This is a genomic window from Brumicola blandensis (assembly GCF_031846165.1).
Taxonomy (GTDB): domain Bacteria; phylum Pseudomonadota; class Gammaproteobacteria; order Enterobacterales; family Alteromonadaceae; genus Glaciecola; species Glaciecola blandensis.
On the sequence record NZ_JAVRIE010000005.1, the window covers coordinates 92,239 to 114,694 of the forward strand.

The window sequence follows — 22,456 nt, forward strand, 5'->3', positions numbered from 1 at the left end:
CGGATTTAATCCAATCTGCTTTCTGTATCGCCGTTCTCGACTGAGCATACGGAACAAGTGGCGTTTGGCTTTACGCCGATGCTTTGCCACTGCGAATTCATAGCATCGAAAAGGTGAAGCTGATTGATGTTTACCTTGCCGTACGAGGTAAGCAATTTAATGGCTTCAAGAGCTTGGTATGCGCCAATGAGTCCAACCACCGGTGACATCACACCTGACTCTACACAAGTTAATTCTTGTTCTCCGAAAAACTGACTAATACAGGCATAACATGCTGAATTCACTCTGGGCGACACGCAAAAGACTTGGCCTTCCATCCGAATCGCGGCACCAGAGACCAGATCTGTTTTGTACCTATAGCAAAGGCGGTTTATATCATTGCGTGATTGCAAATTATCGGTGCAATCCAAAACCAGATTATGTTGCTCAATTGCTGCCGATAAAGCGTCGGTGTCTAGGCGGTAATCTATCGTGTTGAGTTGAACACCTTGATTTATTTGTTCTAGCGTCGATTTTGCAGATGATACTTTCTTTTTGCCTATATTGGCTTCAAAGTGGAGTACTTGCCGCTGTATATTGGACAGTTCAACAATGTCATCATCAACAATGGTTAATTCGCCAATGCCAGCGGCGACCAGATATTGGGCTGCAGCGCAACCTAATCCGCCAGCACCAATGATCAGCACTTTACTATTTAGTAACAATTCCTGCTTTTCCAAATCAAAACCTTGCAAGGAAATTTGTCTGGAGTAGCGCATCGCTTCTCTAGTGCTAATACTTTTTGTCATTATCTACGCCTTCTCAATCTGATGACTGAATGAGTGAGCTAAACGGCAGAATTGTGAGGTTTTCACCAATCTCTACACGTCCACGCTCTTGCTCAATCAGGGCATAACAATTGCTGTTAGAGAAGCAAGACAATACACCTGAGCTCTGAGAGCCAGCACTTTGCACACATAAAAGGCCTTCATCATTGGTGAAGAAGGTGGCTCTTTGGTAGTCGGCACGCCCAGGTCTTTTTCTAAATACGGAGTTTGCCTCGGCTTGCAACTGAATGCCCGAAGAAGGTAGTTGCCCAGCCATACATTTGAGCGCTGGTGTGGCAATTTGGTCAAAGGTCACTGCGCTGGAAACTGGGTTACCAGGCAAGCCGAAAAACACACTCTTTTTTAAACGCCCAAATGCCAATGGTTTACCGGGTTTGATAGCGAGTTTCCAAAAATCAATATCGCCATATTCATCCAAGACTTCTTTAGTGTAATCCGCTTCACCCACTGACACACCGCCACTCGTAATAACGCAATCTGCTTCTTGGTCGGCTCGTTCAAAGGTTTGTTGAATGAGTGCTCTATCATCGGGGATAATCCCCAAATCAATGACCTCGGCTCCCAAGCTTGTCAGCATTGCTTTTAGCATTGGCCGATTAGTATCAAAGATACGATCGCTGCGCGCCGCTTCGCCGACCGAAAGTAATTCATCCCCCGTAGAAAACACGGCAACTTTGATTTTGCGATACACTTCAACTTTGTCACAGCCTAAAGAAGCAAGTAAGCCAATATCAATAGGGGACAGCTTTTTACCAGACTGAAGGACACTTGCGCCTTCTCGAATATCATCGCCTTTGGGACGCACGGCCTCACCCTTATCAACCGCCACTGTGAATGATACGGAGTCTCCTTCGACTTCGGCATTTTCTTGCATAATGACGGTGTCTGCACCCTTTGGGAGTTCCGCCCCAGTCATGATCCTTACGCATTCACCAGGCTCAATACGGTGCGAAAAAGCGTTCCCGGCGAAGCTTTTGCCAACCAACTGAAACTGAGAAGTGTTGGTCAAGTCTTCGTGTCGTAGTGCGTAACCATCCATCGCAGAGTTGTCATAAGCGGGCACATTGATTGGAGATGAAACATCCACAGCAAGCACACGATTAAGAGCATCATCTAGTGAAACCTCTTCGATTTCCTTCACCACATTAATGGCGCCTAATATAATCTCTTTTGCTTTAGATACGGGCAGTAAACCGTCAGTATCACAATTCCACGCCATGCTTCGTTCTCCTTTTTGGCAGCACTTTTTTTGCTACGTTTATAGCCGTCTAATATGCCCGTTTAAGCAAATAATTTCATCTGCTTTCACCCATGTTTCTCAGGAGAACGTACTGGCTTATCGATATATGTAGATTTTTGCCGCCCGTTTAGCAACCAACCAATCGGAGACCATGAGACAAACAAAACATAAGTCAGCATACCAATCGCGATGGTGCCAAAAGCACTGATGGCAAATTCGACTAGCATCGGTAGATCGGTATCGAGTAGCAAGAACTGTAAAATCCATACCAAGGGTAAATGAATGATATATACCCAGTAAGACGAGCGTGAGACAAATTGAGCGACCTGACTCTGTCGGTCAAAAAAGCGCTTTCCTACCAATAAAACCGCTAGCACCGTATACATAGACAAGTAGGCTTCTGCGCTGGCTTTTATTGTTTGATTCAAGTCTACATCTGGACTGTTTGTGAGGTTATGCATCGCATCCATAATAGTGAATGAACTCGGCATAAATGAATAGTAGATGATGTAGTAGGCCAGTCCAATGATCAACAAAGGCCACATAAATGGCTGAATAGCATCTAGCACACGGGGCTGATTATAAATACCCCAACCTAGTACAAAGAAAACCCCATGGAAGCCAAAAGCCCAAAGTGCCGGACTGAGCTGCTCAGGTGCTGGTAAGGGGGAAAATTGGGTCAACATTGAAGGAACGAGCACCAAAGGTAGCAAGAGTAAAAATACAATGGGGTGCTTTATGACAGGTGTATGCCAATCAATTGCTTTAAGATTGAGTTTTCGATAAACGAAAAGAAACATCAAGGTCAGTGCATAAAACCAAATCAGATAATATAGAAACCATAAATGCATAGTGCTAAGCGGCGGCTTTGGCGCATCTGGATTATTCAGCATACCGGTAATTAACCCTAACATTGGTGAAGGGTTCGATACCGATTGTGCCGCCCATGAGAATATGGTGACAACAGCAATAGTGATCAGAGGTAAAAAAATGATAAGAGGTAGCGCTATACGCAGACTTCGGTTTTTGATTACAGCGCTTGCGCCTCGCTTCTTATAAAGTAAGGCGCCGAAAAAGCCAGCAACCAAGAAAAACAAAGGCATTCGCCAACCATGTGTATAAAAAGCAACAAAGTCGATGTAGCTTGCATTGTCAGTGCTTGCCGACATCCATACTTGGCTCATTAGAGGGCTGTATGCCAGAGATGCATGAAAGAAAACACCCAGAAGCATTGCAAATGCTCTGATGTTATCCATGTAGTGAATTCGTGAGTTAGAGACCGGTCCCATAAGGGGTTCTCCTTTTAATAAAAGTTATTGGTCGTGCAGGTAGTCAGTCAAGTCAGACCGCTTACTCCGACGATGATAATGTTAAACATCGAGTCAACTTCAGGTGAAATGTCGACATTTGTTTCATACATTGATTACATAACTTTTACTGAATCATGGGCCTTCTCTCTTAGGTACTAAGACGCGTTTGGTTAATTACCCGCCTGTTGTGATAAGTATGCACAATCAAATCGACTTTGCATAGTATTGTTAGTTTAGCGCTAAAGAATCAACTATATTTGCCGCTAAAAACGTAGGCATAACTTAAACTAAAAAAACTCCATGCAATCATATTCAAGCTATAGCGAACCGAGTTCAACGAACGATGACCCAACTGTTAGTGCAGAGTCACGCGAAATCATAGCGACATCTTCCATAATAGACGCACTCATAGAGGGCGATTATTCGATTCAGGCCGATACTTCAACGGCGCTAGGCCAAAAGTTACAAAGACTTATCGAAAAGCTGGGGGAAAATGCTAGGAATGATTTAAATAGGGTGGTTGACCTTTCAATTAATAATAATGAGGCTTCAATTGCAGCAGCCCAATTACTTTACGATTTAAAAAATGTTGCTGCGTTCTCTCAAAGAATTGCCTCTGCTGCGGAAGAAATGAGAGCCTCTGTTGGTGAAGTTAAACAATACAGTGAGAGTATTGATCAAGGCACAACGAATTCATTTAATGCGGTTGAAAAAGTACTAGGAACTCTCGGTAAGGCAGTTGAAACATTCGACGAAATAAAGGCGTCTGTTGCTGAAAATAGCGCAAAGCTGACTGGGCTGACTCATTTTACAAAACAAGTAAGGGATATTTCCGACCAAATAAAAGGCATAGCATTTCAGTCTAATATACTGTCAATGAATGCTTCGGTTGAAGCCGCTCGCGCTGGCGATCAGGGGCGTGGATTTGGTGTTATTGCACAGGAAATTCACTTGCTCTCAGGTCGTTCTGAAGACGCCACCGCTCAAATTACTAAATTGATCAATAATTACGAAAGCGAAGTTGCGGGTATTATGAAATCTCTTGGACAAAGCCAAGCTATGGTGGAGGAGGGGCAAAGCTCTATCAACCTAGCTGATTCCGAAATGAATACAATGGTTGATCAGTTCAAAGCAGTGTCGGAGAACACATCTCAAATATCATTAGCGCTAAGCGAACAATCACAAGCCTCGGAAGAAGTAGCGAAAGGCATAAACACTATTGCTATGCATTCAGATAAAAGCGTGGCAAGTACTGACAACATTGTTGAATCAATTGAGTCAATCCAGTCGCATATCAATCAAGAAATTCTGGCCGTTTCTGAACTAAATATTCGCGGAAAAATAGTTAAACTGGCCCAGTCTGATCATGTCATATGGAAAAAGCGTTTGGTAAATATGATTGCGGGTAAAGAAGGTTTGAGCTCACATGAACTGGCAGATCATCACAGCTGTAGACTTGGCCTCTGGTATGACAAAGTGAATACACCTGAACTCCGCTCCCATCCGGCTTTTGCTCAACTGGAAGAGCCACATCGCTTGGTTCATGCTCATGGTAAGCGTTCTGTCGATTTGTATAATGCAGGAAATATTGGGATGGCTTTACAAGAAATTCAAAAAGTTGAGCAAGCTTCAAGGCACGTTTTAGCGCTATTGAGGAAACTTGAACATGTCTAGTGATTAGCGCCATGAAAACTGTTCATAACAACCTAATCTGCAGTACCTTTCAACTCAAGCGACCCCCGTGGTCGCATTTTTATGGCGCTTTGACTCAGGTCGCTTGTAAAGCAAAGAATGCCAATTTAACATCGTTTTAACAAAACCCTTCAGGCTTCGGCAGTGTAGAAAACGATGAAAAAAAATCTTGTTAGATTAGGAGCCCGTGTTCTGCTGGCTGGCAGTATTTACTTTTTAGCTTCAGCAAAATCATACGCTGGTTGGGAAGTGTCTTGGATTGATCGCTTTGACGGTGACAGTGTCAATTGGGACAACTGGACCGCACAAATACAAGCCAACTATAACAATGAAATACAGTGTTATACCGATGATGATAGTTCAGCGTTAAAAAACTATGATGTATCCGATGGCACGCTTAAGATTATTGCGCGTAAACAGAATATCGACTGCCCGGGTCAAAGTGGTGCTAGTAGAACGTGGACATCGGGTCGCTTAAACAGTAAAGACAAAGCTGAGTTTTTATATGGACGTTTGGAAACGCGGCTGCGATTCTTAGAGCTCCGAGGTGGAACTTGGCCTGCTTTTTGGATGCTAGAGAATCGGATTGCTGAAAATCCGATAAAAGGTGATAACGACAATGTTAATTGGCCGAACCCCGGGGCAGGTGAAATTGACGTTTGGGAGTGGTTTTCTAACTCTGGTGATTCATACATAACCAATTTCTTTAACGTTCACAACTGCGGAGGTGAAGTTCGTCCTGCTTATCCTGGCGGCGCTCCAGATGTGATGGTGTTTAATCGCTACGCGATAGAGTGGACTGCACAGGACATCACCTTCTATATGAATGACAACGTGGTTGCGCAACACAACCTAAGTGAATGCCCACAGTACAAAGAACCTATGTTTGCCTTAATCAATGTTGCTGTCGGTGGCAACCTTGGAGGGGCGGTTGATCCTGAACTTACCAGCGCGACTTTAGAAGTTGATTATATTGCACACTGCGTTGCTTCAAGCGCAAACGAAAGACAATACTGCAACGAAAGCACACCAGTAGCGCTTGATGATGACGGTGACGGTGTCGTTAATGCTGATGATTTATGTCCAAATACAGAGGCAAATACAGAGGTTGATGCAGATGGATGTGAAGTGCAGCAACAACCCAACGAAGCGGCTCCAGAACCGTCTGAAGAGTCAGTGAATGTGATTTCCTTATTCAGTGATAGTTACCAGAATATTGCGGATATAAATTACAATCCTAACTGGAACCAGGTGACGCAAGTTAGCCAAATTCAGATACAAGACAATACGGTTTTGAAGTACCAAAACTTGAACTACCAAGGCACGGACTTTGACCAAAACAAACAAGATGTTTCTAACATGGCTGAATTTCGTCTGGACTATTGGACCAAGGATGCTACTCAGCTACGCGTTTACTTAATCAGCCCTGGTCCAGTTGAAATTGCCTATGATATTGAAATTGAACAGCAGAGCTGGCAATCAGTGGCTATTCCAATTTCCGTTTTTGATGGCGTTGATTTGACCAACCTTTTTCAGTTGAAAATAGAAGGGAACGGTACAGTGTTTTTAGATAATCTACTTTTTGTCGCTGAAACGCAAACCGCTAATCCACCGCCTGCACCGCCAGCAACACCGCCTGCACCGCCAGCAACACCGCCTGCAGTAGAACCTGAGCCATCGCCAATTGATACTGAATCGAGTGGCGGCGCGACATCACTCTCTTTGGTTTTATTGCTTACTTGTCTTGCTTTGATTCGCCGTCGAACGGCACTGACTAAAGACTAGTTCTGAGTTTTGAGGTAAGTTGACTAAAATAACAATGTTTATTTATTGTTCTATACTTTGCTTGGAAATATTCCAATAAAGCAAAGGAGAACGACATGCAAAATCCAGTAGGTTGGTTTGAAATATATGTTCAGGATATGGCTCGAGCAACTGCCTTTTATGAAAAAGTACTACTAACAAGTTTTGAATCAATTACTGACCCGACAGATGACTCGGTACAGATGATGGCTTTTCCATCTAATTATGAAACTTATGGTGCCAGTGGCGCGCTGGTGCATATGAAAGGTGTTCCGTCTGGTGGCAGCACGATGGTGTATTTCTCGTGCGATGATTGTGCCATTGAGCAGTCTCGAGTACTTGATGCTGGTGGCAAAATTGAAAGAGAGAAAATGTCTATTGGTGAATATGGTTTTATCTCCTTAGTGTGCGATACTGAAGGCAACATGATTGGACTGCATTCTCAAACATAGCGCATTTACACAAGGAACTGCAATGCAATCGCCGAATCTAGTCTAGGCTTCATCTGGCGATTGCTAGACTGATGCACCTTCGTGAAAATGGTGAAAGCGCACATGCTTTTTCTTTTAAAAGCAACTTCAGCAACGGTCAGTAGAGAGTCCTCAGTCAAGTGAGCAACCTGCAAAACCCTGTCAAAAATTAGAAGCCAAGCATAAACACCGATAATAAAAACTTGCCTAAGGTGTGTTGGTGATGTATAACACTATTAAGTATTGGTGTGTTGGTGATGTATGACACCTAGTTTCGCTTCTATCACTTGTGTTGAACACTTAACTATAGTCGGTAATTAAAACAACTATGACGAGGAAAGACCTATGTCTAAACAATGGGATAACGATATCCCTATTTACATACAACTTTATCAGCAAGTCATTCGTCGGATTCTAGATGGCAACATTACTGAAGGTGAAGCCTTACCATCTGTTAGGACAGTGGCTGCAGAATATCAACTTAATCCGGTCACCATTTCTAAGGCATATCAGATGTTACAAGACGAGCAAATTGTTGAAAAACAGCGTGGTTTAGGCCTATTTGTAAAAGCAGGTGTTCAAGAACTCATATTGGCAAGAGAACGCAGTCACTTTTTAGAAAAAGAGTGGCCTGTCGTGTTAGAGCAAATTGCTCGTCTCAAACTATCTGCTGAACAACTGCTGAGCGCACAAAAGGAGGGGAAATAATGGAAGCCTTAATTAGAATGACCAGGCTGAGTAAGAGTTACGGTAAGAAACCGGTATTGAAGAATCTCAACCTTTCTGTAATGCCGGGTCAAATTTTAGGTTTAGTTGGGCCTAATGGGGCAGGCAAAAGTACTTGTCTTCACGCTATGTTGGGCTTAACAAGCTATGAAGGCGATATAGAAGTCTGTTCTTTTAACCCGCGAAAACAGCGTATCAATATGTTGAAAGACGTCGCCTATATTTCTGATGTTGCTGTTTTACCTTCTTGGTTAAAAGTTTCCGATGCGCTGAGTTATATGGAAGGTGTTCATCCTAACTTCGATATTCAAAAAGCCAAAGCATTCATCGCAAAAACGAATATTAGTTTGTCGTCTAAAGTGAAAACGCTATCCAAAGGCATGGTGACACAATTACATTTAGCCTTGGTCTTGGCTGTCGATGCGAAGGTTTTGGTATTAGATGAACCAACACTGGGGCTTGATATTCTTACTAGACGCCAATTCTACACCCATCTTCTGGAAGAGTTTTACACCGAAGAAAAATGCATTGTAGTGACCACGCATCAGATTGAAGAGATTGAAAATATTCTGACTGATGTCGCTTTTATCCGCGATGGCGAAATTGTGTTGGCTGAAAGTTGCGAAGACCTAAATGCTCGCTATCAATTGTTAGCCGTCGATAATGAACACTTGGCTACAGCGCAAAGTTTAAAGCCACTGTACTCCACGAGCATGATGGGGTTGCACAGTATGTTAATCGATCTCAATCAGCTACCAGAAAATCATGTACCACTTTCAGACTTGGGTAAAGTTCAAAAAGCGTCGTTAGCCGATATTTTTGTTGGTTTGATGTCGAAAGAGCAAGTTGTTGACGAGAAAGAAGTCGAAGGAGAGAACGCATGAACTATCAGCAAATAAAAAGTAGCTTTCAACGCGAAATCTGGGAATCTCAGAAGACCTTTGTATGGACCCCGATTGTCATGGCAGCCTTGTTCTTCGTGCTGCTAGCATTTGAACTCCTTACGGCAAATGACTACCAAATGGAGAATATAGGTAACTTAATTAAACTGGCGCAATATCCTGATGCTAGCGAACAACTTGATCGTTTTGGCTTCCTTCTTGTTCAAGTTGTGATGGGGATATTTCTATCGATTGCTGGCCTATCTCAGCTACGCTATTTCTTATCATGTTTGTTTGACGAGCGACGAGACTTATCGATTTATTTTTGGCGTTCGTTACCGGTTTCAGATTTGCAAAATATCATTGTGAAATTCGTCACTGGTGCTCTCGTTATACCCATCACTTTCATTTTGGCGGCTATGGCTTTAATTTTTGTTGGGTTTAGTTTCTTTCTGATCCTAATGTCGATTACCCTATCAGGCCCTGATATTGGCGTTTGGCAGTTTGCGTCATCGGTGAATTTGCTCACTCCAATTATGAGTGTTTTCTTAAGCATTATTCCAATGACCTTGTGGATGTTTCCAATATTTGCATGGTTAATGTTGGCATCTATGATTGCAGGTCGAGCACCGTTTTTATGGGCGCTTCTGCCGATTGTATTCGTAATGCTGGCTGAAGTCGTCATAGTGAAAGTGTTCAATAGTGGCGATTTCTTTTTTGTTTATGCATTAAGAGACTATCTTTCGATTAGCCCAGAATTGCTTGCTGAGAATGGCATACGATTTACGTTTGAAAATGACGGTTTTACACCTGATTTAATTCCAAAAGCGATTATGAGTAAAGTGGGTATGATTCCCTTGGGTTTAGGTGCTGTCTTTATGGGCGCAACGTATTGGTTGAGAGTGAATCGTAGCCACGAGTAGAGAACACAGTAAAACAAACGTTCTAGCTTGGCTCAGCTTGCACTCATGCAATCTGAGCTACAAGGCCCACAGTCTTTTAAATTCGCTGGTTTGTCTTTTGGAAATAATCACCTTCAGGCCGTTTTTCAGTGCGACCTGAAGCGAGCCATTCTCCATTGCGTCTATAGATTCTATAAAGTGCGTATTGACTAGCCAGCTCCTACTCGCTTTAAAAAATAAATCGTGATCTAAGCGTTCATGGATAGCACTGATAGGCCGGTGAACGCATGGTGATGCTTTATCAAAATAGACTTTTGTGTAATTTCCTAAAGCCTCAAAAGCGAAGATCTCGTCCACGCTCACAAAATAACATTCGTCTCTATCTTTAATAAAAATACGTTTTTCAGGACTAAGGGTCTCCTTTTGGACTCGTACTTTTGACAAAGCCTTTTCCAAGCGTTCTTGACGCACGGGTTTTAATAAGTAATCGAGCGCATTGTATTCAAATGATTTGATTGCATGTTCATTGAATGCTGTCACGAAGATCACTTGTGGCATTTCTTGGCACTGCTCCAAAATATCGAAACCGTCACCATCAGGCAAATCAATATCAAGCAAGAGTAAATCGATAGTGTTGTGCCTCAAAATCTCAAGTGCATCTTGCACGTTAGCAGCCTCAGCAACAACTTCAACATTGCCTATCGCCAGCACTTGCTGTTTTAGTTCGAGTCTTGCCAAGCGGCTGTCATCAACAATGGCAATGCGCATTTATTTCTTTTCCTCAAATTGTTCTAAGGGAAGAACGATACTCACAGTAGCGAAACCATTATCGTAGGACAGTGATAGTGACGGGGACACTACACTATTTTTGGGATATAACAGCGCTAACCGTCGGCGAATATTCTTTATTCCGATGCCTGCGTTCGATTGAGTCGAGATATTTTCATTCACTTTTGGCAGCGGATTACTGACATGAATATGCAGTGCGTTTGCTTGCTCGATTGTTATTTTAAGAGAAATAACACCGCCATCGACCAAGCGCGCTACGCCATGCTTGATTGCATTTTCAACACACAACTGTAACAGCATTTTTGGTATCAATGCGCATTGAGCCTCGTCACTTACCTCACTCTCAAACCTTAATCGATCTTCATATTGTATTTTACATAAGGCGATATATTCCTGCAGAATCTCAAGCTCTTTCTCAAGGAGTACTTTTGCACTTTGGTGCTGCTCCAATGAATAACGTAACATGTCCGATAATTGAGCGAGTGAATCTCTAGCTTTGTGAGGCTCTTCTAAAATACTGGCGCGTATGTTGTTTAAGGTATTGAACAAGAAGTGCGGGTTCAATTGTTGCGACAATACTTCTAATTGACTGCTGGCTAACGCTTCTTTTATCGCGTAAAGCTGGCGAACTTTTGTCAGCAAAAGGTACACTACTGACCAGAACAACGAAGCGCCAAACATATTATACCAATTACCCCAAAACATCGTTTTAATAGCGAACCAATGCATACCTTCAGGGATAGGAGGCACTGAGCCAAAGTAGATGAATAGCAGGATGCAAAGCACCATAAGGGATGTACCGAAACTCGCTCCCAGCATCGATTGAACGATGAAGTATATGACTTGATAAAATATGTTTGCAGTGTTCAAGAAGCGTCTGAAACCATAACGGCTGACGTAAGAATAGAGACCGGTTCCAAAAATCAGAGTGATCGCAAAATAAATTTCTTGGTGGGCCAAGCCTCTAGTGAAGTGAATACTACCTGTTATTACCGAAAATACCGATAGCCAAGCTAAGAGCTGATAGTAGTGTACATATCTGCTTTGCATTAAATACTCTGCAGAGATTTGTCACGAGTTAGTAGTTGATGCGCTTTTTGGTCAAAACTACTCGCTTGGTTGTTCAACATGATAACGGCTCTTGACCCATCCAAATAAAAGCCCATGAAAGTACTGAACCCGCCTGTCATTCCGTTGTGCCAAGCATATGTTTGTCCTTTATCGTCTTTCATAAGCATCCAGCCTAATCCTTGTTCAAATTTACCGGCGGTGGGCGTGTAGGGTGTGAATAGCAACTTGGCAAGTGCGTTCTGTTCCGTCGACATCAGCATCATATATTCAGCGTATTTAATCATATCGTCAAGACTTGAAACTACTGCACCTGCACCAGACGCAGCACCCAATGTCCATTTAGGCACGGCTAAACCTGAGGCATTATGACCTTGCGCCATACTTTTTGCCGGATTATTTATCTCAGGAACAGTGTCAACCGAGAGGTAGCTATTGTCCATTTTAAACACGTCGAAGATATGTGTTTGCATTTCATTAGCGAGATCTGTATTGCGGTTAATCGCCAGTGCCTCACCTAAAACAGCGAAGGCGAAATTAGAATATTCATGTTTGTTTTCTTCCGGTAAGTACGTTGGCGCAAGCAAATCTTCCTGCAACATTTCGCGCGTAATATGCTTGAATGGGTTTTGTGGATCCATGCTTTTTTGTAGGCTAGGAGGATTGCGCTCCAAGCGGCTCGTATGAGTCGCTAGTGCTTGCATAGAAATAGGAGACGCATTTTCAAAAAAACGGTCAACGGTGGTTTGTAATTCGAGCTGGCCCTCTACTACTTGCTTTGATAACAGATACGCAGTGAATGTTTTACTAATTGAGCCTATTTCATATTGTGTCGTTGGGCCATGCTCACCCCAAAATCGGGTAGTGATCTTGCCATTTTCTATCACGGCTACGCTTCCACCTTTTTCACCAAACTCAGCAGGCTTAAATTGCAAATGAGCATTTTTATCATTGACCTTACTCAATGTAAGTGGCATTGGCATGCCTTGCACGAAAGTGCCTACGTAGCCTTCACTACTTTTCGTGCTAGAAAATTTGGCGCCTAGAATCTCTGACGTAAAGCTTAATTTTTGCGTATCTATCGATATTTCGTTTATTGGGATCCCAAAGCTATTTTGTGCAGGGCTATCAAGCGCTGCAGAATAGCCGTCTTTGATCACAGCAATATGCAAAGCTAGGGGAAGCGTGCTGCTTGCATTGATTTTTAAGTCGCCAATGTACTTACCTTCAAATGACATTCTATTTAAGTCGTCTTTAGATAACTTGTGAAGCACTAAAGGCATCGTTTTGCCTTGAGTAAAAGTGCCTTCAAGTTTGTCGTCAACTACTTTACCTTCAAAGGTCGCACTTAAACCCTCGTCAAAGAAAGAAATACTCTGACCGTCAATAGTGAAGCGGCTTGGATCTCGGTCATGCATTCCTTGATTGGGGCTATTGATGGTGAGTGTTTTATTGTTCTCACTAATTTCAATACCTATGGCAAGTTTAACCCCTTTTGATATTTGTAGTTCGCCTCGCCACATTCCATCATATGTGTTTTTTTCGCTAGCATAAGTAAGTGGCAATGCCATTAATTGGATGGCAAGCGCAAGAATAAACAGAGATGCTATCTTAGTCACTTTCTTCATTTCGATTCCTTTTTCTTTACTGGACGCTATCACTGTACTCAAATATTTTGATGAAGAAATAAAAATATGACCAGCGGTCAATAGAAGTGACAAACGGGAAAGCTTAGCTTAGAGTATCTTGATTAGGCTTATTGATGCCATTTAACACTGTGTTTAAGGATAGTTATGAAATCCATTGTTTTGATTTTACTTACTGGGCTTTGCCTTATATCAACAGCAAATGCTCAGCAAGGCAGTGATATCTATATGGGGGAATTACGAATAGGTGAAGAGGCAATTGTCTCAAATTTGCAAGCTGTAACGAATAACCCAGCTTACACAAATCAGCCTTATTTTTTTAACGCTTCCAGTTTGTATTTTACGCAAGAGCTTAAAGGCGAAGAGGCGCAAAACGGACAAATGGATATTTTTGTGTATGACTTGCCTTCGAAAAGCGTCCGGAATGTAAGTCAGTCTAGTGAAAGTGAATATTCACCTACACCAACGCCCGATGGAAATGGTTTATCAGTTATTAGGGTTAATGCGGAAGGTAAGCAAGAACTTTGGCAATTGGGCTTTTCAGGTGAGCCGCTTCAGCACTATGTGCCTGCAATAGAGCCGGTGGGGTATCAAGTATGGATGAATGAAAAAGAACTTCTTTTATTTGTGCTAGGCGAACCGCATACTTTGCAAAAAGTAAGTATTGATAAGCCTAATAATAAAGGCGCTGTAATTGACGATAATATCGGTGCAAGCTTGTATCGGGTGAATAACAGCGATTGGTTTCTTTATTCGCGAGCAGCTGATAAAACGGAATTAAAGGCTTACCACCAAAAAACACGCGTGAAAAAAGTCCTCGCTGAGCTTCCTAAAGGTAGTCAGTACTTCTCAGTGAGTGCGAATGGAAATGTCGTCACAAGCGATGGTAATAGTTTGTATTATACGGAAGTAAAGTTAGCAAATGACGGCGACTTAAGTTCAGAAGGAGAGTGGTCAAAGGTTACCGTCGAGCATGCAAAATGTGGCTCGGGCGTTTCTCGCACTGCGATTTCTCCCGACGGTAAAACCGTAGCCCTAGTTTGTCCGCACTAATGGCTAAGACTGCTTTTGCTCCTCTGCCTCTGCCTCGGCTTCAGCCTCAAGCTCTTTTTCTACTTTTTTGAGCTTTTTGATATCTGCGCCCAGTGAACGCTCTACTGTTTTCCTACCTAAAAATGCAATAGGACCGTAAGGGTATTTACGCTTGAAAAATTTTTTAAAAATCATGATAAATCCTTTTTGAAAAATGAATGGATGTAGGTGCTTAGGAGATTTGCTTTTTTGCACTGACCTAGTGCCTATCATCCGGATTGCTGGAAATAATCGGAAAAACGTCTTAAACAGGTCAATATCCTTTTGATGTTTAAGATTTAAGGTCATATTAATGCATTTTACCGGTTTTGTCATTTTATTGTCATACGCAGATATAAAAAAAGGTTTCTGATAAGCCGATAAAAAAGGTAGAGTAATGAAGAGCTTTGAGTGGTCGATATATACTAAATGAGCAAGCATGAGCAAAGTATGAAAAAGACAAACAACGCAGCAGTCAGAGATTGGCTTGTGTGTGCTCTCTTGTGCCTGTCTGCGATTGGCTTAAATGCCTTTGGTAATATAGCTATTTATGGCACGATCGAGCTTTATTTCGGCAGTATTGCTGCTCTTTTATCGATTCTTGTATTACCACTGCGCTTGAGTCTACTAGTTCTTTTGGCTAGCTTAGGTAGTTTCTACTCACAACTTGCCAATTTCTATTTTGTTGGGGTGCAGGCTCTCGAGTATTTCTTTGTACTAACCTTAGTGCGGTTGAAAATAAACTTTCTTGTGGCCGTGTTCTCTTTTTGGTTATCGATAGGCTTACCAAGCACCTTAAGTATCCTGCATTTCTTAAGCGATCAGAACCTGCGTTCCTCGTTATTTACTGGGGTTACAATTAGTTTAAACGGTTTTGTGTGTGGTATTTTTGCCTTGTTTGCCTATTGGTTTGTACCAACGGTTAGCCAGTTCAAGCGTTTTAATCCAAAAGCCCCACGCTTTTCAAATGTTGTTTTTGAATTGTGTATCGTCAGTGTCATTTTACCTACCATACTGGTCACGCTCGTATTTACTTGGCAATCTGCTGATGAAACAGAGAAGCGTATTAGTAAGGAGCTTGTTAGCGCCTCTTTGCAGTTCGATGAAATTATTACTGACCGTATTGAGCATAATCTACACACTGTTATTTCGGCAGCAGAAACGATTCAAACGCTGCCATCCCTAAAGAACAAAGGGGCCTTATTAAACGCGGTTGCCAATTCAAATGACGACATTGAGAGTATGTTGGTGAGTGACGCATTAGGCAATGTGACAGTAGTCGCCCCTGAAGCTTACGCAGATATTTTCTCTAACCTAGAGAACTTAACTATTGCTCAGCGAAATTATTTTCAACAAGCTAAGACAACGCAGGAAGCGTTTATATCAAAGGTGTTAGAAGGACGGGGTTTAGGTAGTTTAGACATTGTGGCTATCGCTGCTCCTATCATGCGTGATGGTGAGTTCATCGGTATTGTGCAGGCAGCGACAAAGCTTGAACGAGTAGTGAATTTTGATGCATTGGATAGACTAGAGAATAACGGAATTGACGTCATTGTGACGGATAATGCAAATGCTATTGTTTATAGCTCGCTGAATTTAGAGCTGGATCGGAAGTCACTTTTCGAAGTGCAGCGATCATTTAACCCCTTTTTGAGAGATACGCCGGTACTCGATATCTCTGGTACACCTTTCATGTATGCCAGCAGTCAGAATCGATATGGATGGAATATTTATACATTAGCGCCACCGTCTAAGGTATTCACCAGCATCGTGAATTACTTTTTGTATATTGGTTTGACACTACTCGTTTTACTTATTTTGATTGGTTTAATGGCGAATAGGTTGGCAACAAAAATCACTCGCCCTTTGGTCAACTTAGAAGGCTTTTTAGAGCGCAAAATTTCAGTCGATAAACTGCTACCAGAATCTACCATTAGTCGGGAAATGGAAGCTGTAACTCACAGTTTAATTACGGCTAGAGAAGTGAGTGAAAACTTCCAAAAAAACCTAAAGCAGCAAGTTGATGACAAAACGAAAGCGCTTGAGGAACTAAACCTTAAATTGCTCGAAAGCTCTCAACGGGATGCGCTGACAAACTTGTATAACCGAGGTGCTTTTGATCAACTGGCACTTGTTGCCCATGAGAGCTTGGCGAGCCAACAAAGACCCTTCGCGCTCCTGTTGGCCGATATTGATTTTTTCAAGAAGGTGAATGATACTTTTGGCCATCAAGCGGGTGATCAGTGCATTATTGAAGTTGCTGAGGCGTTGCAAGAAATGTGTCACCAAGAGCATGACATTGTTGCGCGTTATGGTGGTGAAGAGTTTATTATTCTGATTGATTGCGCTGATAGCAAAGACCCGGTGGCCTTTGTTGAAAGTATCAGGCAGCGTATTGAAGTGGGTCACGTCCAGTACAACGAGCATCGAATTAAATTTACCATGAGTTGCGGATTAGTCTCTGTTCAGGACGATTTTTCACTTCCACTAGACCGCCTTATCACTATTGCAGATGAGCAGCTTTATACAAGCAAAAGAAGCGGTCGTAACCAAACTACTATTAGGGTTGTTTAGTTCCAGATTGACTCAGACTCAGCTTTGACAAATTGAATTAGCTGGGGATAAAACAGCAAAAAATGTGTCGAAAAAAGCGTTTTATTGTTTTGGACAAACTCATTCGCAGCCTCTGCAAACACTACTTTCCCTTTTAATCTTTTTTCAATTTGATAGTACGCGCGTTCACAACTCGATAAGGCTTGGTAATCACTGAGCCAGCGATATTCTAAAAGCCCTTTTCTAACTGCTTGAAAGCGACCCTTTACTGGGCTATCGAAATTCGCGAGTTTGCTATAGAAACGACTTAATAGATCATCCAGGCTCTCAGTTTCGAAGCTTTGCCAATGCTGACATAACAGGTGATCGAAATGAATATCGATAACCACACCAGACATTCTACGAAGCTCTTTTGGAAAGCTTTCTCTTAAGTTTTTGATACTTTTGTGATGATCAGTAAAACTATCGATTCTTCGATGCAGTTTAATGCCATGTTGGTGCTCTTCGTCTAAATGAGAAAGCTCACTTCCTTTAACAAAGTCGCCGAGGAAGTTACCGACCATACTGGTTTCGCTTAGTTTGGCCAGATGGATGTGCGCTAAATAATTCATACTATGTGTATGTGGTGTAAGTGATTAAAAACAAGCTGCAATAGCATCCAAGTCTTCAATGTCATTCATGATATGCAAAGACAAGCGAAAAATGTTTTCACGGCGATCAAAGTGTATCTTGGCGCTTTTTAGCTTTCCTTCTACTTTATCCATATCATTCGCTCCCACACACAAGCTACCTCCTTGCTGCTCAATGTCTTTCAAGGCTGGTAGAATAGACACGGTACTTTTGGCTTGTAAGCGTTCAATTAAGCCTGCTTTGAGGTCCCTGTTGTAAGCGATTATGTTGTCGATACCAATCTTCAACATTAGCTCTATAGATGCACTTGCCATCACAAAGGGTGCTATGCTGGGCGTACCTCCCCAAAAGCGCTTTGCTGAGGATGCTGCTCGATAATGAAGTATATCAAATTCAAATGGATTTTGATGTGAAAACCAGCCAGTGATATCTGGCTCTAGCGTGTCAACTTGATCTTGTTTCACATACATGTAGCCAGCGCCGGGGCCTCCGCAAAGCCACTTCACACATGATCCGAAAAGCGCGTCAACACCCCAATCTTGAACATCAATTTTGCTGATCCCTGCTGATTGAGCAACATCAACTAAGGCATATACGCCTTGTTTTTTGGCTAAGTGACCTAAGGCTTTCACATCTGACTTTTGAGATGTGTTTGAATGCACATGAGTAAACAGACAAGCCAAAACATCATGAGCCTTTAGGGCGGTATTCCATCCGTCTATGTCGTTAGGTTCGCAGTGGACGAGTGCGAGTTTTAAGCCATGGCTTTGTGCTAAACCGCTGACCACAAAACCCATTGAGGCAAAAGCGTCTTTATGCATCAATACAGTGCGACGATTTTGGTTTTTATCTAACTTCGCAATTGCTGTTAAGTACGCTGAAAAGCCCGAGGCTAGATTAGTTTGGGGGCAGATCACACTTTCATCAGCGTTAATCAGGCTTCCTACCTTGACACAAAAGTCATCAATGACTTCTAGCCAATGTGGCCAAGCATCGCCCCCCAACTCAGCCCAAGGATTAAGGTAATGTTGCTTAAGTGCAGCTTCTGCAACTCGTGGTAAAGGCCCTACTGAATGGGATAGAGCGTAGGTTCCCTTGGTTGGATAAAAGTGTTCTTTATACCCTTTGGCGTGGTTCTCAAGGCCTAGATCAGTTTTCAAAACTCATACCTTTATGTTGATTTTGGTAACGCAAAGTCGTACTGCTTTGTTATCCTATTCTTTCAGGATTGTATTTTTGCATAGAGTGAATAGATAAAGCACATTTTATTTTTAACTCGGCAAGCAGGATGTGATTGAAGTATTGATATCAAACATAGAGAACAGCTACATAATGAGAGCACAAAAAGGCTTTACCCTTATCGAATTAATTCTAGTGATTATTCTTTTGAGCATTCTCTCTGTAGTCGCTATTCCGCGTTTTTTAAACTTTGCTGAAGATGCTAATCGCGCTGCGTTTAAAGGTATCGCCTCAGCATTTAGAAGTGGTGTAGATCAGGTTCATATCGCATGGTTAGTCCGAGCTAATGGGCAGGCAGTGCAAGATTTCATCCCAATCAGCGACCCAGCAGTGTTAGGCGACTTATCTGTCAACAGCTTTGGGTATCCAGCCGATACGCGTGGTACCAGTCTTACTTTAAATAGCACCAATGATTGTTTGGATGTGTGGCGTGCAGTATTGTCGACACAAGACGCATCAGTAAATAACAATAGCAATCAAACGTTTCAAGGCGTTTACCTTGGCGGCGGTTCATGTCGTTATACATATAATGCAGAGCCAAGCTTTACTGTGGTATACAACTCTATCACCGGTGAAATAACCATAAACGACTGAGCTTGACGGGCAACCCTCAGCTACATCCTGCTTCACTAGCGTATCGCGTGAACGACTTTCTTATGTTACCCATTTAACATGCTATTAACTTAATCGTTTAAGGTGTTATAATTAGGGCTACTTCATAAAACACCTCGTTTTCAAGGAGAGCTACATGCGGTTTCTAATATTATTAAGTTCACTGGTGCTGGTTAGTGTCAGCGATATTGCTCACGCAAAAGATGTGCTAGTAGAGTCGCCAAACAAAACGATTCAACTAGTCTTTACTGATGATAATGACCTTGCTCAATATAAGTTAATCTATAAGGGCAAAGAGTTAATCAAACCAAGCAAGCTTGGTTTTACATTCGTAAAAGCCCCTTCATTTTATCGTGACTTTTCATTAAGTGAAGTCAGTCGCAACGCTGTCGATTTAACTTGGGAACAACCTTGGGGTGAGCAACGTTTAATCCGTGATCACCACAATGAAGTACTAGTGTCGTTTACCCATAAAGTCGACAAAAACATATCTTTCTTGGTTCGAGCTAGAGTCTTTAATGACGGTATTGGGTTTCGGTATGAAGTGAAAAACCAAGGTGAGTTAGCAATCACTCGTGAATTGACCGAGTTTTTCTTACCCGACTCTCACGCCGGTAAAGCCTACTGGATCCCAGGACAAGGTCGAGAGCGCTACGAGTATCTTTATAATGAAACACTGTTGAATCAAGTGGCAACTGCTCATACACCGATGACAGTTGAATATCCAGATGGAACCCATGTTGCAATCCACGAAGCAGCCTTAGTTGATTTTGCGGGCATGAGTTTGACTAAACAAGAATTAGGTAAGTTTACTGCGGATCTCGCTCCAAGAGCAGACGGTGTGCTTGTGCGAAAGAAAGGGGATTTTACTTCTCCCTGGCGCACAATTACGGTGGGTGATAGTGCCGTGTCATTGATCAATTCTTACATATCATTAAACTTGAACGAACCAAATAAACTCGGCGATGTAAGCTGGGTTGAACCCGGTAAATATATTGGTATTTGGTGGGGAATGCATATCGATAAATTTAGCTGGGGTTCGGGCGAAAAACACGGCGCCACAACCGAGAGAGCTATTGAATACATGGATTTTGCGGCGAAACATGGATTCGATGGTGTATTGGTTGAAGGTTGGAATACTGGTTGGGATGGTGATTGGATTGCTAACTCCGAACTTTTTTCATTTACACAAAGCTACCCTGATTTCGACATAAAAAAGGTGACCGACCACGCTAAAAGTGTTGGGATAAAACTCATTGGACACCATGAAACTTCAGGTGGAATTACCAATTATGAAAGCCAAATGGAAGCCGGTTTTGCACTATATGAGAAAGTCGGTGTTGCACAAATTAAAACAGGTTATGTTGCTCATGGACAAAACCTAAAACGTCGAGACGAAAACGGCATCATGCGCTACGAATATACCGATAGCCAAGATGTGGTTAATCATTTCATTAAAAATGTCAGTACCGCAGCAAAATATAATTTATCTATTAACACGCATGAATCAGTCAAAGACACCGGGCTTCGAAGAACTTACCCGAACTGGATATCTAGAGAAAGTGCTCGTGGTCAGGAATACAATTCGGGCTGGGCAGCACCGAATCCGCCTAGTCATATTCCACTCTTGGCATTTACTCGCATGTTATCCGGCCCAATGGACTTCACGCCAGGCATATTTGATTTGGATTATGAAAGGGTCAATGAAGGCGGCCCAGAGTGGGGAAATAAAGAATTCTTACGACCACTGAGCACAATCGCTCGCCAGTTGGCACAATATGTTGTGATTTATAGTCCCATTCAAATGGCCGCAGACCTCCCTCAAAATTACGAAAATAAGCCTTCTCCCTTTCAGTTTATTAAAGATGTGCCAACGGATTGGGAAGAAACTCGTGCCTTGCAAGGAAAGGTTGGTGACTATGTTGTGATTGCGAGAAAAGAGAAAAAGCATCGTCAGTATTCCGGTAACGACTGGTACTTGGGGGCTATTACTGATGAGAAAGAGCGAACCGTGACAGTCGCACTCGATTTTCTATCAGATGATGCTACTTACGAGGCACAGATATATAGAGATGGCGACAAGGTAGATTTCAAAACTAACCCATACGACATCATCATTGAAACGAAGAAGGTGAAAAAGGGTGATCTTATTAAACTTAGGTTAGCTGCTGCTGGTGGCGCTGCAGTGCGTTTTAAGCTTCTATAAACCATCACATTAATGAATGTAATGCATATCGATATATAAATATTATTGTGTTCTGATTCTTCGTATAGTTTCACTATTCAAGATGAGCCTTCGGAGAGTTAGAATGAAATTGTGCAATTTTGCAAAAGTAGCGAAAGAAATAATCTTAAGCGGTTTACTCGCTTTGTCTTTATTTGCTTTGCTAGCAGGTCAAAGTGCAAGGGCAAATGTCGAGCAAGATGTGCCTGTTGAGCTTGAAAAGAAGATTGCAACAAGCATTGCTACATTGACTGTTTTGGAACAAGCCTATTTTGAAGAGAAGCAGCGATTAAGTCATATAGAATTAGCATTTCAAAACAATGAAAAGGGAATAGCGGAAGTTTTTGAGCAAGCTATTGTCTTTCATAATTTAGAGGATGCACTAATAACAGTGAGAGCAAGTCTGGTTAAAGAGCTTCTGCTTTTGAAGGCTTCGCAAGTTTATGAGAACGGCACTGCCGAGACAAAGAAAGCCCGTTTACTTTAATAGTTCATGGTCTTCAGGTAACTGATGCATTATCCAGACAACTAAGCGACGCTTTAAACTAGCTAAGTCTTCCTTATCTTCTGGAAGCGCTGTTATTAACTTATCATGCACTAATAGGCGATATAGACTTTCAATTTTCTGCTTGGCGGAATCGGTTGCGGAAAAGCCATTGTACCCTCGTTTCTTTGCATAACCTTCTGCGATGAATAGGGCCTTCTTAAGCAGTGCTGCTTCGTTCTTAATTTTTTTCATTCAAGCCTCCAGCTTCTTTTCAACAGCTTAACCT

General features: G+C 42.2%; 22 protein-coding genes. 12 read left to right on the forward strand and 10 right to left on the reverse strand.

The features are described from left to right. Positions 1–5: 5 nt before the first annotated feature. From moeB to RM544_RS12695, 3 genes are all read right to left on the reverse strand, one after another. Positions 6–788 (reverse strand): molybdopterin-synthase adenylyltransferase MoeB, encoded by a 783-nt coding sequence (moeB, locus tag RM544_RS12685; protein WP_311362173.1) that lies wholly within the window; start codon positions 786–788, stop codon positions 6–8. 13 nt (positions 789–801) lie between these two features. Beyond that, positions 802–2,046, reverse strand: a complete 1,245-nt coding sequence (gene moeA / locus RM544_RS12690; protein WP_311362174.1) for a molybdopterin molybdotransferase MoeA — start codon at positions 2,044–2,046, stop codon at positions 802–804. A gap of 86 nt (positions 2,047–2,132) precedes the next feature. Next, on the reverse strand, positions 2,133–3,356 hold the full coding sequence (locus RM544_RS12695; protein WP_311362175.1) for an acyltransferase family protein: 1,224 nt from the start codon (positions 3,354–3,356) through the stop codon (positions 2,133–2,135). Between the two features lie 321 nt (positions 3,357–3,677). On the opposite strand from RM544_RS12695, the gene RM544_RS12700 reads away from it, so the two are divergent. The 7 genes from RM544_RS12700 to RM544_RS12725 all read left to right on the forward strand — a co-directional run bounded on the left by RM544_RS12700 (position 3,678) and on the right by RM544_RS12725 (position 9,872). Beyond that, positions 3,678–5,051: a methyl-accepting chemotaxis protein gene (locus RM544_RS12700; protein WP_311362176.1), complete on the forward strand. Its 1,374-nt coding sequence runs from the start codon at positions 3,678–3,680 to the stop codon at positions 5,049–5,051. A gap of 174 nt (positions 5,052–5,225) precedes the next feature. After that, positions 5,226–6,854, forward strand: coding sequence for a glycoside hydrolase family 16 protein (locus RM544_RS12705; protein ID WP_311362177.1), 1,629 nt, complete (start codon positions 5,226–5,228; stop codon positions 6,852–6,854). Between the two features lie 95 nt (positions 6,855–6,949). Next, on the forward strand, positions 6,950–7,324 hold the full coding sequence (locus RM544_RS12710; RefSeq protein ID WP_311362178.1) for a VOC family protein: 375 nt from the start codon (positions 6,950–6,952) through the stop codon (positions 7,322–7,324). Positions 7,325–7,392: 68 nt separating this feature from the next. Then, positions 7,393–7,467: a hypothetical protein gene (locus RM544_RS17695; protein ID WP_489752807.1), complete on the forward strand. Its 75-nt coding sequence runs from the start codon at positions 7,393–7,395 to the stop codon at positions 7,465–7,467. Positions 7,468–7,687: 220 nt separating this feature from the next. Then, positions 7,688–8,050 (forward strand): GntR family transcriptional regulator, encoded by a 363-nt coding sequence (locus RM544_RS12715; RefSeq protein WP_311362179.1) that lies wholly within the window; start codon positions 7,688–7,690, stop codon positions 8,048–8,050. Then, entirely contained in the window at positions 8,050–8,952 is a 903-nt protein-coding gene (locus RM544_RS12720) for an ABC transporter ATP-binding protein (RefSeq protein WP_311362180.1), read from the forward strand. The genes RM544_RS12715 and RM544_RS12720 overlap by 1 nt, the downstream gene beginning before the upstream one ends. Further along, positions 8,949–9,872, forward strand: a complete 924-nt coding sequence (locus RM544_RS12725) for a hypothetical protein (protein ID WP_311362181.1) — start codon at positions 8,949–8,951, stop codon at positions 9,870–9,872. The genes RM544_RS12720 and RM544_RS12725 overlap by 4 nt, the downstream gene beginning before the upstream one ends. A gap of 57 nt (positions 9,873–9,929) precedes the next feature. On the opposite strand, the gene RM544_RS12730 is transcribed toward RM544_RS12725, so the two are convergent. From RM544_RS12730 to RM544_RS12740, 3 genes are read right to left on the reverse strand one after another with little or no spacing between them, the layout of a single operon-like run. Continuing rightward, entirely contained in the window at positions 9,930–10,619 is a 690-nt protein-coding gene (locus tag RM544_RS12730) for a LytR/AlgR family response regulator transcription factor (RefSeq protein WP_311362182.1), read from the reverse strand. Continuing rightward, positions 10,620–11,690 (reverse strand): sensor histidine kinase, encoded by a 1,071-nt coding sequence (locus RM544_RS12735; protein ID WP_311362183.1) that lies wholly within the window; start codon positions 11,688–11,690, stop codon positions 10,620–10,622. Further along, a complete protein-coding gene (locus RM544_RS12740; protein WP_311362184.1) occupies positions 11,690–13,336 on the reverse strand; it encodes a serine hydrolase domain-containing protein in 1,647 nt (548 codons plus the stop codon). The genes RM544_RS12735 and RM544_RS12740 overlap by 1 nt, the downstream gene beginning before the upstream one ends. 165 nt (positions 13,337–13,501) lie before the next feature. Here RM544_RS12740 and RM544_RS12745 point away from each other — a divergent pair, with 165 nt between their 5' ends. Further along, positions 13,502–14,407, forward strand: a complete 906-nt coding sequence (locus RM544_RS12745; RefSeq protein WP_311362185.1) for a TolB family protein — start codon at positions 13,502–13,504, stop codon at positions 14,405–14,407. A gap of 3 nt (positions 14,408–14,410) precedes the next feature. Here the strand turns inward: RM544_RS12745 and RM544_RS12750 are convergent, their stop codons facing one another. Beyond that, positions 14,411–14,581, reverse strand: a complete 171-nt coding sequence (locus RM544_RS12750) for a hypothetical protein (RefSeq protein ID WP_311362186.1) — start codon at positions 14,579–14,581, stop codon at positions 14,411–14,413. Between the two features lie 294 nt (positions 14,582–14,875). On the opposite strand from RM544_RS12750, the gene RM544_RS12755 reads away from it, so the two are divergent. Beyond that, complete coding sequence (locus RM544_RS12755) at positions 14,876–16,999, forward strand: diguanylate cyclase (RefSeq protein WP_311362187.1); 2,124 nt, start codon at positions 14,876–14,878, stop codon at positions 16,997–16,999. On the opposite strand, the gene RM544_RS12760 is transcribed toward RM544_RS12755, so the two are convergent. Next, on the reverse strand, positions 16,996–17,589 hold the full coding sequence (locus tag RM544_RS12760; protein ID WP_311362188.1) for an acyl carrier protein phosphodiesterase: 594 nt from the start codon (positions 17,587–17,589) through the stop codon (positions 16,996–16,998). The two genes, RM544_RS12755 and RM544_RS12760, sit on opposite strands and share 4 nt — an antisense overlap. 24 nt (positions 17,590–17,613) lie before the next feature. Beyond that, entirely contained in the window at positions 17,614–18,768 is a 1,155-nt protein-coding gene (locus RM544_RS12765) for an aminotransferase class V-fold PLP-dependent enzyme (RefSeq protein ID WP_311362189.1), read from the reverse strand. Between the two features lie 172 nt (positions 18,769–18,940). Here RM544_RS12765 and RM544_RS12770 point away from each other — a divergent pair, with 172 nt between their 5' ends. From RM544_RS12770 to RM544_RS12780, 3 genes are all read left to right on the forward strand, one after another. Continuing rightward, positions 18,941–19,441, forward strand: a complete 501-nt coding sequence (locus RM544_RS12770) for a prepilin-type N-terminal cleavage/methylation domain-containing protein (protein WP_311362190.1) — start codon at positions 18,941–18,943, stop codon at positions 19,439–19,441. Positions 19,442–19,595: 154 nt separating this feature from the next. After that, positions 19,596–21,665 (forward strand): glycoside hydrolase family 97 protein, encoded by a 2,070-nt coding sequence (locus RM544_RS12775; protein WP_311362191.1) that lies wholly within the window; start codon positions 19,596–19,598, stop codon positions 21,663–21,665. Positions 21,666–21,768: 103 nt separating this feature from the next. Next, positions 21,769–22,170 (forward strand): hypothetical protein, encoded by a 402-nt coding sequence (locus RM544_RS12780; RefSeq protein ID WP_311362192.1) that lies wholly within the window; start codon positions 21,769–21,771, stop codon positions 22,168–22,170. Here the strand turns inward: RM544_RS12780 and RM544_RS12785 are convergent. After that, positions 22,162–22,422: a DUF5062 family protein gene (locus RM544_RS12785; protein ID WP_311362193.1), complete on the reverse strand. Its 261-nt coding sequence runs from the start codon at positions 22,420–22,422 to the stop codon at positions 22,162–22,164. The two genes, RM544_RS12780 and RM544_RS12785, sit on opposite strands and share 9 nt — an antisense overlap. Positions 22,423–22,456: the final 34 nt, after the last annotated feature.